The sequence below is a fragment of the Streptomyces sp. NPDC049577 genome (assembly GCF_040675635.1).
Classification (GTDB): Bacteria; Actinomycetota; Actinomycetes; order Streptomycetales; family Streptomycetaceae; genus Streptomyces.
In genome coordinates this window covers 1-16,564 of the sequence record NZ_JBFAPH010000134.1, presented here as the reverse complement: position 1 = coordinate 16,564, position 16,564 = coordinate 1, and the positions used below count along the sequence as shown (strand labels likewise).

The window sequence follows — 16,564 nt, the reverse complement described above, 5'->3', positions numbered from 1 at the left end:
GCCAGCCGGCCCAGCCGCCAGCGCACGGGGCGCCCGTCGAGCGCCGTCAGCCGGACGCCCAGGGCCCGGATCGTGTGCCCGCCCCGGCCGTGCGCCAGGGAGCCGGCCCGGACCGTGACCGTCGTCCAGCCGCGCCGCCCCCGCGCGGGCAGCACCCCGGCCGGTACCGGGTGGAAGCGGTACGGCTCCTCCAGCGCCACCGCCAGCTCCACGCGGACGCCCGCCGAACCGGGGTCGGTCCGGTGCGCGAGCTCGACGACCGTCGAGGGCGACAGCGGCAGCCGCACCGCGTACAGCTCGACCGTCGTCGCACCGGTCAGCGGCCCGTCCACGAGCAGGCTGCCGCCGCCGTGCCAGGCGTCCGCGAAGTCGAAGCCCACGGCGGGCCGGGTTCCCGTGGTGTGCACCACCCAGCGGCGGCCCGGCAGCCGGTCCTGGAGCCCCAGATGGTTCCAGGGAGCGCCGGAGACGGGCCTGCCCCCCTCGAACCAGGCGAGGCCGTGCCCGGTGTTGAACGTCGTGGCGAACGGCAGCGCCGTCACGGTCGAACGGTCGGCCACGGACGCGGCGGGCGGGCGCCAGGGCCCGTCGCCGGGCCGTGCCGGATCCCGGTCCGCCCCGGACCAGAAGCGGTCGTCGCGCGCGTGGAAGGCGGCGGGTGTGCGCGCGGACGCCGGCAGGCTCTTCCACGTCCACTCGGGCCGGTAGAAGCCGAGCGAGACGGTGTGCGCCCGGTCGGCGGGCACCACCGCGTCCCAGTCGACCCGGGTGTCCCAGCCGTTCGCCTCCACGTCGATCCCCGCCCACAGCTCGTACCGGCTGCGCCCCAGGCGCTCGGCCAGGGCGCCGGAGGCGTCCAGACCGGGCCGCCGCCAGCCGAAGTTGACGAACATCGTGTCGGCGGCACGGAAGAACGCGGAGTTGCGGCCGTTGAGCTCGTTCTGCCAGGCGACGTCCCCGGTGATGGCCATCGCGTCGTACCAGGTGACGCGCAGGCCCTCGCCGTGCGCGCGAAGGTGGCGGACGAAGTCGCGCATGTCCGCGCCGAGCCGGGCGTCGCCGCCGTCGGTCTCCGCGTTGAGGAACCAGCCGTCGAAGCCGTACGCGCGGGCCACCCGGATCAGCTGGTCGGCGAGCGGAAAACCACCCCGCGCGTCGCGCCGTACCAGCTCCTGGGTCCACCGCAGCTGCCCGCCGTACGCCGTCGGCGGCAGGAACACCGTGCCCAGCACCGGCACCCCGTTGCGGTGCGCGGCGTCCACGACGGGCGCGCCGGGCGCCAGGATCAGCCCCTCACCGGCCGAACCGCCCCAGAAGACCAGCTCGTCGAGGTACGCCCAGTGCGTGAGCGCGTAGAAGTCGGCGGTGGCCGATCCCTGTGACGGATTGCCGGACGTCGGCGCGAAGGAGACGAGCGCGCTGACCCGGGCCTGCCCGGCCCGCGCCGTCCCGTTGACCGGCGCCGGCGTGAACCGCCCGGCGAGCGGCACGCTCGCCCGGTTGAACGGCAGGTCGGCGTCGTCCTCCGCCCGCCAGGCCCGCAGGCTCCGCCACCGCACCCCAGGCGGCGGCGAGCCGGAGGGCAGGCTGCCGGGGTACCAGTAGGAGGCGTACGGCTGGAGATCGACGGGGTCCGCCGCGGCGGGCGGGGCGGACACGACGGCCGCCGCCACGCCGGCGACCCCGGCGGCGAGCACGGCCCGGCGGGTGACGCCGCTTGTGAATTCCTCTGTGAACTCCTCGTTCATGCCCGCACCTGCTTCACCGTCAGCACCTCCGTGATCCCCCGCGCCGCCAGGTACTCCGCGTCCGAGGCCCGCTGGGCCAGCACCACTCCCGGCCGCCCACCGCCGGAGGCGACCCGCATCCACGCGTCGAAGAACGCGCCCCCCGGCGCGCACTCCGAGCGCCGCGGCGCGGCGACCGGATCGCCGACGTCCACGGCCAGGGCGACCCGGCGCGGGCTCGCCGCGCCGGCGCCCCTCTCGCGCCACTCCCGGGCACACCGCGCGAACGCCTCCCCGGCCGGCTTGACGCGCCGCCCGGTGGTGAGCAGCCCCAGGCCGTACTCCAGCTCCGGGAAGTCCGCCAGGGACCGGTCGACGTCGTGGGAGCACCACCACGTGACGCCCCAGAGGCCGGGACAGTCCAGCACGTGGGAGAGCGTGGCCTCGGTGAACGCCGCCGCCCGCTCGGGCGGCACGTGCGGTGACGGCGCCCCCACCTCCTGGAGCCACACCGGCCGCCCGGGATCCACCGCCCACGCCTTGGCCAGCTCGACCGTGTACGCGGCGTGCAGCTCGGTGGCGGCCCCGCCGGGGCCGTGCCGCTGCGCGGTGCCGTCGAAGACCCAGGAGTGCACGGCGGTCAGCGCGCCGATCGTCGCCGAGTGCGCGGGCGTGAACGGGTGCGTGCCGTCGTACCAGGCGGCGTTGTACGAGGCGTGCAGATGCGTCCGCCCCGGCGCCGCCTTTTCGCAGGCGCCGAGCATCCGGCGCAGCCACCGGCCGGCCTGTGCGGCGGTGACGCGGTCGGGGTCGGGGTGCGGGGCGCCGGAGAACTGGTTGACCTCGTTGCCGACCGTCATGCCCAGGAAGTGCGGGCGGTCGGCGAGCGCGCCCGCGAGCACGGCCAGATAGGCGGCCTGCGCCTCCACGACGTCGGGGTCGGTGAAGATGTTGCGCCGGTGCCATGTGGTGGTCCAGGAGGGGAGGAAGTCGAAGCTGGACAGATGGCCCTGCAGCCCGTCCACGGCGACGTCCAGTCCGCGCTCGCCCGCCGCGTCCACCAGCGCCAGGAGCTGCTCGACGGCGCGCGGCCGGATCAGGGCGCGGTTGGGCTGGAAGAGCGGCCAGAGCGGGAAGACGCGGACGTGGTCCAGGCCGAGTGCCGCGATGGAGTCCAGGTCGGCGCGGATGTCGTCCAGGTCGAAGTCGAGCCAGTGGTGGAACCAGCCCCGGCTCGGGGTGTAGTTGACGCCGAAGCGCATGACAGACGCGTCCCTTCAGCCCTTGACGGCGCCCTCGCCGACGCCGCGGAAGAAGTACCGCTGCAGACAGGCGAACATCACGACGAGCGGGGCGACCGCGATGACGGTCCCGGCGGCGACCAGCCGCGGGTTCTGCTGGAAGGTGCCGTGCAGATGGTCCAGGCCGACCGTCAGGGTGAAGCGGTCGGAGTCGGACAGCACGATCAGGGGCCACAGGAAGTCGTCCCACGCCCCCATGAACGCGAACACCGCCACCACGGCGAGGGTGCCGCGCACCGACGGCAGCGCGATCCGTGTGAACCGCTGCCACACGTTCGCCCCGTCGACGACCGCCGCCTCCTCGACCTCGTACGGCAGGTTCGCGAACGCGTTGCGCATCAGCAGCACGTTCAGCGCCCCCACCGCCCCCGGGAGGACCACGGCGGTGAGCGTGTTGTTCAGCCCCAGGTCGCGCACCATCGTGAACTGCGCGACGACGATGGACTCGACGGGCACCAGCAGCGCCATGACGAAGACCAGCCCCGCGATCCGCCGGCCCCGGAAGCGCAGCCGTGCCAGCGCGTAGCCGGCCATGGAGGCGCCGACGAGATTGGTCAGCACGCTCGCCAGCGCGACCTTCAGCGAGTTCAGGGCGTAGTCCCAGACGGGGATGATGTCCGCCACCTCCGCGTAGTTGCGCAGCGTCGGGTGGGCGGGCAGGAAACGCGGCGGCGAGGTGTAGACGTCCTCGGTGGTGCCCTTCAGCGACGTGGACAGCTGCCAGAGGAACGGCCCGACGGTCAGGGCCAGCAGGCGAGCAGCAGCAGATAGCGCAGCGCCGTCTCCCACGGCCGCGCCCGGGTCACCGCCCGGCCTCCCGGCGGCCGGCCCGCAGCACGAGCAGCATCAGCGCCAGCGTGACGGCGAAGACGACCAGGGAGAGCGCCGAGGCGTAGCCGACCCGCCCGCTGAGACCGGTGCCCGTCCGCTGGACGAGCATGACCAGGGTGGTGTCCTGCCCGGCCGGGCCGCCGGTCGGACCCGCCAGCAGATAGACCTCGGAGAACACCTTGAAGGCGGCCACCGACGACAGTGCCCCGACCAGCATCATGGTCGAGCGCAGTGCCGGCACGGTCACGCTGACGAAGCGGCGCAGCGCGCCGGCCCCGTCGACGGCCGCGGCCTCGTGGAGTTCGCGGGGGACGTGGGCCAGCGCCGCCAGGTAGACGACCATGTAGTAGCCGAGCCCCTTCCAGACCGTCAGCGCCATCGCGGCGAACAGCAGCAGCCACTCGTCGCCGAGGAAGTCGACGGGCCCGGCGCCCAGGGCGCGCAGGATGCCGTTGACGAGCCCGCGGTCGTCCAGCATCCATCCCCAGATCAGCGCCACGACCACGACCGAGGCCACGACCGGCGTGTAGAAGGCGGACCGGAAGAAACCCATGCCCGGCAGCCGACGGTGCACCAGCAGCGCGAGCAGCAGCGGCAGCAGCACCGCGCACGGCACCACGAGCAGGACGTACAGACCGCTGTTGCGCAGGGCCACCAGGAACTGCTCGTCGTGCAGCATGTCCCGGAAGTTCCGGGCGCCGACCCAGGAACCGGGGGACAGGGCACGGGCATCGGTGAACGCCGTGTACACGGTGCTCAGGAACGGGTAGAGGGAGAACGCGGCGACCACCGCCAGACCCGGCAGCAGGAACAGCCAGGGGCTGAACGGACGGTGCGTACGGGTGCCGGACCGGCGCGCGGACACCGGGCTCAGCCCTGCTTGAGGAGTCTGTTGCTCTGTTCCACGGCGTCGTCGAGCGCCTTCTGCGGCGATTTCTTTCCCTGGAGCGCCCTGGCGACCTCGTTGCGCAGCACGATCTTCATTTCCTCGGTCATCACCACCGGGGTGTAATTCACCGCCCCCTTCAGCATCCTGGCGGACGCCACCCGCACCCGTCCCTCGTCGCTGCCGTCGTCCTTCGTCCAGTACGCATCGTCCAGCGAGCCCCGCGTGCTCGGAAAGACGGCCACCTGGTGCGCGAACGCCTCCTGGTTCTTCCGGTCCGTGACGAAATGGGCGAACGCCACGGCCGCCGCCTTGTGCGCGCTCCGGTCGTTGACGGCCAGCCCCATCACGTACATGTTCGGCCGGCCCGTGTTGTTGGGTGCGTCCGTGATGCCGAGGTTGCGGTACAGCGTGGGGGCGTTCTTCTTGAAGGTCTCCAGATCGTGGGCGCTGCCCGGATTCATCGCGACCTTCTGCTCCAGGAATTTCTGCCCGGACTTCTCCGGGGTGTTGGTGAGCGCCTGGGGGTCCAGCCCGCCGTGGTCGTGGAGCTCCTTGTAGCGGGTCAGGAGTTCCACGCCCTTGGGCTCGTTGTACGTGAACCGCGTGGCGTCGTCGTTCATCAGCCGCACGCCGTACCGGCCGAAGTCCTCCACGGACGGGGTCCCCGCGAGCGTGGCCGTCCTTCCGCCCGACTGCCGGGCCAGCCGGTCGGCCACCGCGAACAGCTCGTCGTAGTTCTTCGGCGGCTTCTCGGGATCGAGACCGGCGTCGCGGAAGAGGGTCTTGTTGTAGAACAGCGGCCCGGTGTTGAGGTACCAGGGGAAGGAGTACGCGCCGCCCAGCCCCGGCAGGACGTTGCCCTGCCACGCCTCGTCGGTGTATTCCGCCTTGAACTTCGCGGCCGCCTTCTCCTTGTCCAGATTCGTCAGCAGCCCCGCCTTCGCGAGCGGATAGGACAGATCGGGGGAGACGTTGACGACGTCCGGCAGGGTGCCGGCGGCGGCGTCGGCGCTCAGCTTCTCCGCGTAGTTCTCGGCGGGCTGGTCCCGCCATTTCACCGTGACGCCGGGATTCTCCTTCTCGAAGTCCCTCACCAACCCGTCGAAGTAGTCCTTGAAATTCGCGCGCAGATTCCACGTCTGAAAGGTGATGGTGCCCTCGGGCTTCCCCTCCGCACTCGATCCGCCGCCGCCCGCATCACCTCCCCCGCATCCGCTCAACGCCAATCCGGTGACGACAAGAGGCAGGAGTGCGAGGGCGGTTCGCCGGGTTCTCCCGGACAGGGGCATGCGCGATGCGGGCATGGCCGACGAGCTCCTTCGATCGGGCCGCGAGGGGGCCGGGCGGGTCAGGAGGCAGTCAGCACCTTCGTCCCGTGCGGAACTCACGTCAATACGTCCGGCAGGACTTTCGCCCCGTCACTAATGCGCTTTAGTCTGAGCCGTACCCCGGCCCGCACCCCGGCCCGCCCGTACCCCCGGCCGGTGGCCGCCGAACGCGCCACGAGGAGGCAGCGCATGAGCCGTACGCCCGCCCGGCGTCCGACCATCAAGGACATCGCGCGGCGCGCCGGCGTCTCGGAGAGCGCGGTGTCCTTCGCCCTCAACGGCCGGCCCGGCGTCTCCGCCGCCACCCGCGAGCGCGTCCGCCGCGTCGCCGACCAGCTCGGCTGGCAGCCCAGCACGGCCGCCCGCGCCCTGTCCGGCGAGGGATCGGCCACCGTGGGGCTCGTCCTCGCCCGGCCCGCCAGCACCCTCGGCGTCGAATCGTTCTTCCTGCGGCTCGTCTCCGGCATCCAGGAAGCCCTCGCCGTCCGCCGGCTCGGGCTGCTCTTCCAGGTCGTCGAGGACCTCGACGCCGAGTGCGCCGTCCACCGCCGCTGGTGGGCCGAGCACCGCGTCGACGGCGTCCTCGTCGTCGACCCGCGCGAGGACGACCCCCGCCCCGCCCTGCTCGCCGGACTCGGCCTGCCCGCCGTCGTCATCGGCGCACCGGGGGACGGGCGGGAGGACCCGCCGGGCGGAGCCGTCTCCCGGCTGTGGGCCGACGACGCAGCGGCCATGGCCTCCGTCGTCGACCACCTCCACACGCTCGGCCACCGCCGCATCGTCCACGTCGCCGGCCTGCCGGACCTCGCCCACACCCGGCGCCGCATCGCGTCCCTGCGTGCCGAGGCCGCCCGCCGCGCCCTGCCCGAGGCGACCTCCGTGACCACGGACTACTCCGACGCCCAGGGCGCCGAGGCCACCCGCCGGGTGCTCGCCGCACCCCATCCGCCCACCGCGATCGTCTACGACAACGACGTCATGGCCGTGGCCGGCCTGGCCGTCGCCGCCGAGCGCGGGCTGGCCGTGCCCCGCGACCTGTCCGTCGTCGCCTGGGACGACTCCGTCCTCTGCCGCACCACCCACCCCCCGCTCACCGCCCTCGTCCGTGACACGGCCGCCTTCGGCCGGCGCGCGGCCGAACAGCTCGTCGCCCTCCTCGACGGCGGCCCCGCGCGGAGCGTCCAGGACGTGCTGCCCCGGCTGGAGCCCCGTGGCAGCACGGCACCGCCGACCGCCGGGCCGCTGCTCAGCGGTGCCGCACCAGCGGAAACGGCAGAGTCTCCCGGATCGACAGCCCCGTGAGGAACATGACCAGCCGGTCCACCCCGATCCCGAGCCCGCCCGTCGGCGGCATCGCGTACTCCAGGGCCCGCAGGAAGTCCTCGTCCAGCTCCATCGCCTCGGGATCACCGCCCGCCGCGCGCAGCGACTGCGCCGTCAGCCGCCTCCGCTGCTCGACCGGGTCGATCAACTCCGAATAGGCCGTGCCCAGTTCGGTGCCGAACGCCACCAGGTCCCAGCGCTCCGCCAGCCGCGGATCCCTCCGGTGCGGGCGGGTGAGCGGCGAGACGTCGGTCGGGAAGTCCTTGTAGAAGACCGGCAGCGTGGTGCGCTCCTCGACCAGCCGCTCGTACATCTCCAGCACGACGTCCCCGCGCCCGTCCTCCGGCCGGTACGGCACCCCCGCCAGATCGCAGTGCCGGCGCAGCACGTCGATGGGCGTGTCCGCGTCGACCTCCTCGCCCAGCGCCTCGGAGACGGCGCCGTAGACCGTCTTCACCGGCCACCGCCCCCCGATGTCGTGCTCGACCCGCTTGCCGTCGGCGTCCGCCCGCACCGCCACCGGCGCCCCGTGGGCGGCGACGGCGGCCGCCTGGATCAGCTCGCGCGTCAGCTCCAGCATCACGTCGTAGTCCGCGAAGGCCTGATAGGCCTCCAGCATCGTGAACTCCGGATTGTGCTTGTACGAGACGCCCTCGTTGCGGAACGTGCGCCCCAGCTCGAAGACCTTCTCCATGCCGCCCACGCACAGCCGCTTCAGGAACAGCTCCGGGGCGATCCGCAGGTACAGGTCCATGTCGTAGGCGTTGATGTGCGTGACGAACGGCCGGGCGTTCGCCCCGCCGTGGACCTGCTGGAGCATCGGCGTCTCGACCTCCAGGAAGCCCCGGTCCAGCAGGGACTGCCGCAGTGCCTGCACCGCCGCCCCGCGGGCCCGCACCGTCCGCCGCGCCTCGGGGGAGACCGCCAGATCCACGTAGCGCATCCGCACCCGGGCCTCCGGGTCGGTCAGGCCACGCCGCTTGTCTGGCAGTGGACGCAGGCACTTGGCGAGCATGCGGACGCCCGTGACGAACACGGTCAGTTCGCCCCGGTCCGTGGTGCCCACCTCGCCCTCGGCCTCGACATGGTCGCCGAGGTCGACCTGGCGCACGAACCGGCGCAGACACTCCGGGCCCGAGCCCTCGCGGGTGAATGTGAGCTGCAGATCGCCCGACCAGTCGCGCAGCACGGCGAACGCCACCCCGCCGTGGTTGCGCAGCAGCAGCACCCGCCCCGCGACGGTCACCCGCTCGCCGGTGCGCGACCCGGGCGGCAGCCCGGGATGGGCGGCGCGGATCGCGCCCAGGGTGTGCGTACGGCGGGCGTCGACCGGGTACGGATCGACACCCGCGTCCCGCAACCGCTCCAGCTTGCGCCGCCGCACGCGCACCTGTTCGGGCAACCCGGCGAGCTCGTCCGCCACGGCCGTGCCCGCCGTCTCGACCGCCAGGCCCAGCTCGGTCAGCGAGGGCAGCCCGGCGGTGGAGGCCGGCCGGGCGGCCGGACCCCGGGGCCGGCCCCGGCTCCACATCCTGCGCAGGCTCGGCACGGCGACGAAGCCCTCCGCGATGCCCGCGGCCAGCCCGATGCGCGCGAGGGCGCCCGCGTCCGCGTAGCACAGGAAGCGCGGGTGCCACTCGGGGTTGTACTTCACGTTCGAACGGTAGAGCGCCTCCAGCTGCCACCACTTGGAGAAGAACAGCAACAGCCGCCGCCACAGCCGCAGCACCGGTCCCGCCCCGATCCGCGCCCCTTCCTCGAAGGCCGAGCGGAACACCGCGAAGTTCAGCGACACCCGCTTGATCCCGAAGCGCCCCGCCTGTGCGCACAACTGGGCGACCATGAACTCCATGACCCCGTTGGGCGCCGCCCGGTCCCGGCGCATCACGTCCAGGGAGACCCCGTCCGTGCCCCACGGCACGAACGACAGCAGGGCGATCATCCGGCCCTCGGCGTCGAAGGCCTCCACCAGCAGGCAGTCGCCGTCCGCCGGATCGCCGAGCCGCCCCAGCGCCATGGAGAAGCCGCGCTCGGTCTCGGTGTCCCGCCAGGCGTCGGCCCGGCGGATGACCTCGCCCATCTCCTCGTCGGTGAGCGCCGAGTGACGGCGGATACGGGTGGTGGCGCCGGTGCGCTCCACGCGGTGCACGGCCTGCCGGGTCACCCGCATCTCGCGGCCCTCCAGGTCGAAGGAGGCCACCTGGAGGATCGCCTCGTCACCCAGTTGCAGCGCGCCCAGCCCCGCCCGGGTGTACGCGCGGGCGCCGTCCTCGCTGGCGCCCATCACGGCGGGCTGCCAGCCGTACCGGCCGGCGAGCTCCAGCCAGGCGTCGATCGCCGGGCCCCAGGCCTCGGCGTCGCCCAGCGGATCGCCCGAGGCCAGGCAGACCCCGGCCTCCACCCGGTAGGTGACGGCCGCCTTGCCGCTGCGGGAGAACACCACGGCCTTGTCCCGGCGGGTCGCGAAATAGCCCAGCGAGTCGCGGCCGCCGTACCGGCCGAGGAGGGCGCGGATACGCGGCTCCTCGTCGTCGTGCAGGGCCGCCTCCAGGCGCTGCGAGCGGAACAGCGCCATGGCCGCGTTCAGCAGCGCCAGTGCCCCGAAGAGGCCGAGGAGGAAGTAGACCCAGTGCGGCGGGTGCCCGGTGAAGTGCCGGCCGCTGACCAGGCCGCCGCACACCTTGTTGGCGGCGAACAGCAGCCGGTTCCCGGCGCCGCGCTCCAGCGAGCCGGGGAAGGCCGACACCAGGCCCCAGCCCACCAGGGTGGCCACCGCGAGCCCGGCCACCAGCACGAGCAGGGCGCGCAGGAACGCGCCGCGCCGGGAGGCCGCGTAGAACTCGCGCCGGGCCAGGAGCAGCAACGTCATCGCCGCGACGCACAGCACCAGGGACGGGATCGTGTCCAGGTAGCCGACCGCCAGCAGCAGCGCGTCCGCGAACAGCAGCAGGGCGAGATAGCCCAGCACGAACCACAGGGTGACCCGCTTGCGGGCCGTCATCGCGGCGGCCAGGAGCAGCAGGAAGACGGCGTAGGCCAGGTTCGGCGCGGTCGGGACGGTCAGGGTGTCCAGGGCCCGGGTCAGCGGGGCCGCCGCACGCCGGAGCGGGGGGATCAGCGACGTGATCGCGCAGAACACGCCCAGCAGACCGAAGAAGATCGCGAATCCGTTGGGCACCCGGTGCAGGAACCGGCGCCAGGCGGACGCCCGCTCGCCGTCCTCCGTCGTCTCCTGCACCATGGCGGGCCCGTGCTCCCGGACTGTGCGGCTCATTCCGCCAGCCTAGGCACGGCGCCGTCGCGTCGCCCGTCGAAGGCCGGGCCGTGGCGTTCCCCGGCCACACCCGGTGACGGACTGCTGCACCTCAGGCCAAACCAGCCCGAAACGGTGAAATCCCACCCGGATGGAGTATGCCTGCCACATGGGTATGAGCGGTGCAATGAGCAAGACTGGCGCACACCACACCACTCCGCCGAGGAGGTCCCCATGGCCATTTCGATTTCCGTGGTCCTACTGCTGACCGTCATGGCGGTGGTGTTCATGCGCAACGGCGGCCTGCGCGTCTCCCACGCGGTCGTCTGTGTCCTGCTCGGCTTCCTGCTCGCGAGCACGAGCGTCGCACCGTCCATCACCGACGGCATCTCCACCACCGCCCAGCTCGTCAGCGGCGTCAGGCCCTGATCCGGCCGGCCCGTCGGTGCGACGGGGGACGGGTCAGGGCCCGGTCGCGGGGTCTCGCGGGTCAGCGGCCGATCTCGACGTCCTCCAGGACGCCCAGCGCGTCCGGCACGAGCACCGCCGCCGAGTAGTAGGCGCTCACGAGGTAGGACGAGATCGCCTGCTCGTTGATGCCCATGAAGCGCACGTTCAGGCTGGGCTGGAACTCGTCCGGGATGCCGGTCTGGTGCAGACCGACGACGCCCTGGTTCTCCTCACCGGTCCGCATCGCGATGATCGAGCTGGTGCCGGTGGGGCTGACGGGGATCTTGTTGCACGGCAGCAGCGGCACGCCGCGCCACGACCGGACCGCCGTCCCGAGGACCTCGATGTTCTTCGGGTACAGGCCCCGGTTGCTGCACTCCCTGCCGAACGCGGCGATGGTGCGCGGGTGCGCCAGCAGGTATTGCGTCTTGCGCCGCCGGGCCAGCAGCTCGTCGAGGTCGTCGGGGGTGGGCGGGCCGCTGCGGGTGTGCACGCGCTGGGTGGGGGCGACGTTGTGCAGCAGGCCGAAGTCGCGGTTGTTGACCATCTCGTGCTCCTGGCGTTCGCGCAGGGCCTCGACGGTGAGCCGCAGCTGTTCCTCCAGCTGGTTCATGGGCTCGTTGTAGAGGTCGGCCACCCGGGTGTGCACCCGCAGCACGGTCTGGGCGACGCTCAGCTCGTACTCGCGGGGGCTCGGCTCGTAGTCCACGAAGGTGCCCGGGATGACGGGCTCTCCGGTGTGCCCGGAGGTCACCGTGATGTCCGCCTCGCCGCGCTTGTTGCTCGGGGGAGTGGGGCGGGAGCCGAACTCCGCCACGTGCGTGCGCAGCGCGTCGGACCGGTCGGCGAGTTCCTGGAAGGTCTGACGGGTCAGGGTCAGCACGGTGCAGCGTGTGACCGCCCGGACGCTGAAGTCCCAGACGCCGTCGGGCTCCAGTGGCATGCGCTCGCCGAAGAAGTCGCCGTCGGCCAGCACGCCCAGTGTGGTCTCCTCCCCGTACTCACCGGGGGCGGTCCGGGTGAGCTTGCCGTGCACGACGAGGAAGATCTGGTCGGCGGGCGTGCCGGCTTCGACGAGGGTGTCCCCGGCGGCGTACTCGCGCTGGAGGAAACCGTCCGCGAGCGCCTCCAGCACGGGGCCGTCGTCGAATCCCCGGAAGACGGGCAGCTCGCCGAGCTCCGGGGGAATCACCCGGACCTCGGAGCCGGTCGTGACGAACTCCACGATGCCGTTGCCGACGGTGTAGGTCAGACGGCGATTGACCCGGTAGGTACCGGCGGACACCTGGACCCAGGGCAGGACCCGCAGCAGCCAGCGGGAGGAGATCCCCTGCATCTGCGGCACGGACTTGGTGGTCGTCGCGAGCTGCCGGGCGGCGGCCGTGCCGAGGCTCAGTCGCTGCTGACTCGTGGCCTCGGCGGGCTCCGGCTCCACGGACGTGGTCATATGAGGTGATCACCCATCTGTGCGGTAGGACTCGGCAAAGGGACATGGCGCGACGACACCCCGATAAGCCGGGCGGCGGCTGTGCCCGGAACCAACGGGCCCGCCCGGCGAATCGGGGGTGATGGCATGGCGGAGCGGAGGGGGCGGATCAGTGCCCGACTTCTACGCTCTCGAGAATTCCCAGGGCGTCGGGAACAAGTACGGCGGCTGAATAGTAGGCGCTCACCAGATACGACATGATGGCCTGTTCGCTGATTCCCATGAAGCGCACGGAAAGACTCGGCTGATATTCATCGGGAATTCCCGTCCGGTGCAGCCCGACGACTCCCTGCGACTCCTGGCCGGTGCGCATCAGCAGGATCGAGCTGATGCCCGAGTCGGTGACCGGGATCTTGTTGCAGGGGAAGATGGGAACACCGCGCCAGGCGGGCACCGAGTGGCCGTTCACCTCGGCGTTGTCCGGGTAGACCCCCCGGCGGTTGAACTCGCGGGCGATCGCGGCGATGGTGCGCGGGTGGGCCAGGAAGAAGGTGGGGTCCTTCCAGACGGTCGCCAGCAGCTCGTCGAGGTCGTCGGGGGTGGGCGGGCCGCTGCGGGTGTGGATGCGGCGGCGGAGGTCGGCGTTGTGCAGCAGGCCGAACTCACGGTTGTTGACCATCTCGTGCTCCTGGCGTTCGCGCAGGGCCTCGACGGTGAGCCGCAGCTGTTCCTCCAGCTGGTTCATGGGCTCGTTGTAGAGGTCGGCCACCCGGGTGTGCACCCGCAGCACGGTCTGGGCGACGCTCAGCGGGTACTCGCGCGGCGAGGCCTCGTAGTCCGCGAAGACGCCGGGCAGGACCGGCTCGCCCACATGGCCGGAGGCGAAGTCGATCGCCGCTTCCCCGTGCTCGTTCTGCGGGAGCTGCGATTCGGCGCGGAACGACTCGACGTGGGACCGCAGTTCGCCGGAACGCTCCTGCACCTCCAGGAACTCCCGGCGCGACAGGGTGAGCACCGTGCAGGCCGTGGCCGCGCGGACCGAGAAGTCCCAGTTGCCGGGCTCGGGGGCGGCCAGGGCCTGGTCACCGAAGTACCCGCCGCCGGCCAGCGTGGCGAGCACGGCCGGAGCGCCGTACTCGCCCTCGTGCTCCTTGGTCAGCTTGCCGTGGGCGATGAGGACTACCTGGTCGGCCGGCTGCCCCGCCGCCACGATCACATCGCCCGGCAGGAATTCCCGCTGGGTGAACCGGCCGGCCAGCTCCTCCAGCACCGCCGCGTCGGAGAAGCCGCGCAGCAGCGGCAGCTCGCCCAGCTCGGCCGGGATGACCCGGACCTCGGCCCCGGTGGTGACGAACTCGACCCGGCCGTCGCCCAGCGTGTGCGTCAGCCGGCGGTTGACCCGGTAGGTGCCGCCGGAGACCTGCACCCAGGGCAGCAGACGGAGCAGCCACCGCGAGGTGATGCCCTGCATCTGCGGCACGGTCTTGGTCGTGGTCGCAAGGTTCCGGGCGGCCGCCGTACTGAGGCTCAGCCGCCCGGGCGGATTCTCCGTACCGGCGCCGGATTCCGTTGCCGTCGTCATTGTTCGAATGCCCACCCAATCGATTCCGGAACTGCCCGTGACGGGGCCGTCGAGGAATTCCCGCCCGCCCCTTCGAAGTTAGCAGTGGAAAATGCCGGGTGCATTCACTCGAACGGATGGGATTGCTGACGATCTCAAGGTCTGACAAAACCACGAGGTCGTTGGATCCCCCCTGTGGGGGGACGCGGTGGATGGGTGACCGACCGGCCCGGCTCATCCGACGAAGACACCGATGCCGTTCGGCACGGGCCGCTCCGCGCCGCCCGACGGGTGGTTGCGCACGGTCGCGTGGGCGCTGTTCCGGCCGCGCGTGACCATGGTGCTCGAACCGCCGCCGTCGAGGTTGAAGGCGTCCACGGCGCCGAGCCCGCGCATCGTGCGGGCCAGTTCGGCCACCGTGAGCCCGGAGCGATAGGCCACCGCGCCGTCCAGCGCCAGCAGATACAGTCGCCGCCCGTGGTCCGCCAGCCCGGCCGCGGTCCGCACGGTCGAGGCCGTGCCGTCCAGCCCGGGCAGCGGCCGCCCGCCGCGCAGCAGCGGGAAGCCGCCCAGCGCACACCGGATGCCGTCGTGCCGGTCCGCACGCAACTCCTGCGTGATCCGCACCCGGTCACCGATCGACAGCCTGCGCAGCTCACGCGCCCCTTCCTCACGCCCCACCAGCACCGTCGTGCCGCGCGGGATCGTGCCGCGCCCCGGCGCCCGCGACGTGTCGACCACCCGGCTGCCCCGGACGGTCACCTCGTAGGTATCGCCCGTGCAGGGAGCCGACCGCCTGGTGTCCGTGCCGCAGGTCGAACGGCGCCGTGACGTTCCGCCCCACGCGGAGGTGAACGCGCCGATGCCGTCCACCGGCAGGGCGTACTGGTTGAAGCCGCTCAGCGGCAGGTCACCGTCGTCGGTGCGCACGGAGCCCTCCAGCGACAGCCGGTCGAGCCGGGCGGTGCGGTCGGTCCCCACGGCGAGTACGTCCTCCGTGGTGACGCCCGACGGCATCGCCGGGCCGAACCGCTGCCCGTCCGGCACCGCGGCCTTCAGGGCGTGCCCGCCGGCGACGGCGGGCCCCACCGGCGCGCCCGTCACCTCCACCCCGGGGTGCTGGGTCTCCGTGATGTTGAAGAAGTCCCCGTTGACCGCGCCCACCGCGCGCCGCCGGTCCGCCAGCTCGGACATCGCGGAGCGCGCCCCGACCGCGCCCGGGTACAGCAGGTCCACCGAGACCCGCCGCTCGCGCAGGTCGATCGTCAGCAGATGCCCGTAGGCGGGGCCGTGCGAGGCACGCAGCGAGAACTCCCGGTAGGTCACCCCGGGCGCGATCGCCGAACGCGCGCCCAGTAGCAGACCGGGATCCTCCCGCACGTCGGCCCGCGCCGTGCCGCCGCCGACCACCGAGACCCAAGCCACCAGTACCGTCAGTACCGCGCGTACGCGGTGTCCACGTCTACTCACCGTCACCCCAGAGGTCCCGTCAACTGTGCCATGGCGCAAGGGACTTCACCATGCCCCGAAAGAACGACAGGGGACGCCCGGCCGACGGCCTGGGCAACTCTCGACACGTCCCTGTCAATCGGCCCGGAGGGCCCGGATACTCGCAGTCGTCAGCCAGCGCAGCCCGCGCGTATTCGCCCACCGCACCGGGAGGAACCGTGACCCCTCGCTCGCGCCGAGCCGCCGTCCTCACGCTCGGGGCCGCCCTCGCCGGAGCCTTCGCCTCGCCCGCCGTCGCGGACGGCGCCGGCCGCGCGGAACGGACGCGGCCCCCGCTGCGGCACGCCCACGCCCACAACGACTACGAGCACCCGCGGCCGCTCGCCGACGCGCTCGCGCACGGCTTCAACAGCGTCGAGGCCGACATCTGGCTCGTCGGCGACCGGCTGCTCGTGGCCCACGACGCGGACCGCCTCGATCCGTCCCGCACCCTGGAGTCCCTCTACCTGGAGCCGTTGCTGCGCAGGGTCCGGGCCAACGGCGGCCGGGTCTACCGGGGCCACGACCTCTCCCTCCAGCTGCTCGTCGACATCAAGTCCCCGGGAGACCCGGCCTACCGGGAGCTCTCGCGTCATCTGCACCGCTACCGCTCGATGCTCACCGTGTGCGACGGCGGCCGGGTACGGCGCGGCGCGGTGACCGCGGTGGTCTCGGGGGACCGCGGGGCGAGGGCGCCCATGGAGGCGGAACGGGTGCGGTACGCCTTCTACGACGGCCGTCTCACCGATCTGGACAGCGGCGTCCCCGCGTCGTTCGCGCCGCTCATCAGCGACAATTGGGGCCGGAACTTCACCTGGCAGGGGGTGGGGCCGATGCCGTCGCGCGAGCGGACCGCCCTGAGACACATCGTCGCCACGGCGCACGCCGCCCGCCGGCAGGTGCGGTTCTGGGCCACGCCCGACGAACCGGGAGCGGCCCGGGACGCGGTCTGGAGGGAGCTGCTGGCCGCCGGGGCCGACTATCTCA

11 protein-coding genes and 1 pseudogene are annotated in these 16,564 nt (G+C 72.6%); 3 read left to right on the top strand and 9 right to left on the bottom strand.

The features are described from left to right. The 5 genes and pseudogenes from AB0K09_RS16905 to AB0K09_RS16885 all read right to left on the bottom strand — a co-directional run. Window positions 1-1,748: endo-beta-N-acetylglucosaminidase (locus AB0K09_RS16905; RefSeq protein WP_366066143.1), on the bottom strand; the 1,748-nt coding region annotated here is incomplete at its 3' end. Beyond that, complete coding sequence (locus tag AB0K09_RS16900; RefSeq protein ID WP_366066142.1) at window positions 1,745-2,989, bottom strand: glycosyl hydrolase; 1,245 nt, start codon at window positions 2,987-2,989, stop codon at window positions 1,745-1,747. The genes AB0K09_RS16900 and AB0K09_RS16905, both read right to left, overlap by 4 nt. A gap of 15 nt (window positions 2,990-3,004) precedes the next feature. Next, window positions 3,005-3,834 (bottom strand): annotated as a pseudogene (locus AB0K09_RS16895) (carbohydrate ABC transporter permease). Then, complete coding sequence (locus tag AB0K09_RS16890) at window positions 3,831-4,724, bottom strand: sugar ABC transporter permease (RefSeq protein ID WP_366066141.1); 894 nt, start codon at window positions 4,722-4,724, stop codon at window positions 3,831-3,833. Before AB0K09_RS16890 ends, AB0K09_RS16895 begins: the two are co-directional and overlap by 4 nt. Window positions 4,725-4,729: 5 nt before the next feature. Beyond that, window positions 4,730-6,037 carry an extracellular solute-binding protein gene (locus tag AB0K09_RS16885; RefSeq protein ID WP_366066145.1) on the bottom strand — a complete coding sequence of 436 codons (1,308 nt, stop codon included), beginning with the start codon at window positions 6,035-6,037 and terminating at the stop codon, window positions 4,730-4,732. A gap of 228 nt (window positions 6,038-6,265) precedes the next feature. Between AB0K09_RS16885 and AB0K09_RS16880 the strand changes: the two genes are divergently transcribed. Then, window positions 6,266-7,378, top strand: a complete 1,113-nt coding sequence (locus AB0K09_RS16880) for a LacI family DNA-binding transcriptional regulator (protein ID WP_366066140.1) — start codon at window positions 6,266-6,268, stop codon at window positions 7,376-7,378. Here AB0K09_RS16880 and lysX read toward each other — a convergent pair. After that, entirely contained in the window at window positions 7,323-10,640 is a 3,318-nt protein-coding gene (gene lysX, locus AB0K09_RS16875; RefSeq protein ID WP_366066144.1) for a bifunctional lysylphosphatidylglycerol synthetase/lysine--tRNA ligase LysX, read from the bottom strand. The two genes, AB0K09_RS16880 and lysX, sit on opposite strands and share 56 nt — an antisense overlap. Window positions 10,641-10,886: 246 nt before the next feature. Between lysX and AB0K09_RS16870 the strand changes: the two genes are divergently transcribed. Continuing rightward, window positions 10,887-11,081, top strand: coding sequence for a hypothetical protein (locus AB0K09_RS16870; protein ID WP_366066139.1), 195 nt, complete (start codon window positions 10,887-10,889; stop codon window positions 11,079-11,081). A gap of 61 nt (window positions 11,082-11,142) precedes the next feature. On the opposite strand, the gene AB0K09_RS16865 is transcribed toward AB0K09_RS16870, so the two are convergent. The 3 genes from AB0K09_RS16865 to AB0K09_RS16855 all read right to left on the bottom strand — a co-directional run bounded on the left by AB0K09_RS16865 (window position 11,143) and on the right by AB0K09_RS16855 (window position 15,514). Beyond that, window positions 11,143-12,549 carry a family 2B encapsulin nanocompartment shell protein gene (locus AB0K09_RS16865; RefSeq protein WP_366066138.1) on the bottom strand — a complete coding sequence of 469 codons (1,407 nt, stop codon included), beginning with the start codon at window positions 12,547-12,549 and terminating at the stop codon, window positions 11,143-11,145. 148 nt (window positions 12,550-12,697) lie between these two features. Continuing rightward, a complete protein-coding gene (locus AB0K09_RS16860; RefSeq protein WP_366066137.1) occupies window positions 12,698-14,110 on the bottom strand; it encodes a family 2B encapsulin nanocompartment shell protein in 1,413 nt (470 codons plus the stop codon). Between the two features lie 213 nt (window positions 14,111-14,323). Further along, window positions 14,324-15,514, bottom strand: a complete 1,191-nt coding sequence (locus AB0K09_RS16855; RefSeq protein WP_366066136.1) for a phosphodiester glycosidase family protein — start codon at window positions 15,512-15,514, stop codon at window positions 14,324-14,326. Window positions 15,515-15,756: 242 nt separating this feature from the next. On the opposite strand from AB0K09_RS16855, the gene AB0K09_RS16850 reads away from it, so the two are divergent. Next, window positions 15,757-16,564 (top strand): phosphatidylinositol-specific phospholipase C/glycerophosphodiester phosphodiesterase family protein (locus AB0K09_RS16850; protein WP_366066135.1); only part of this gene is annotated, 808 nt, incomplete at its 3' end.

Bases quoted from the DNA above. Each gene is read 5' to 3' on its own strand.
- AB0K09_RS16880 (WP_366066140.1), top strand. From the start codon at position 6,266: ATGAGCCGTACGCCCGCCCGGCGTCCGACCATCAAGGACATCGCGCGG.
- lysX (WP_366066144.1), bottom strand. From the start codon at position 10,640: ATGGTGCAGGAGACGACGGAGGACGGCGAGCGGGCGTCCGCCTGGCGC.
- AB0K09_RS16885 (WP_366066145.1), bottom strand. From the start codon at position 6,037: ATGCCCCTGTCCGGGAGAACCCGGCGAACCGCCCTCGCACTCCTGCCT.
- AB0K09_RS16865 (WP_366066138.1), bottom strand. From the start codon at position 12,549: ATGACCACGTCCGTGGAGCCGGAGCCCGCCGAGGCCACGAGTCAGCAG.
- AB0K09_RS16900 (WP_366066142.1), bottom strand. From the start codon at position 2,989: ATGCGCTTCGGCGTCAACTACACCCCGAGCCGGGGCTGGTTCCACCAC.
- AB0K09_RS16870 (WP_366066139.1), top strand. From the start codon at position 10,887: ATGGCCATTTCGATTTCCGTGGTCCTACTGCTGACCGTCATGGCGGTG.
- AB0K09_RS16860 (WP_366066137.1), bottom strand. From the start codon at position 14,110: ATGACGACGGCAACGGAATCCGGCGCCGGTACGGAGAATCCGCCCGGG.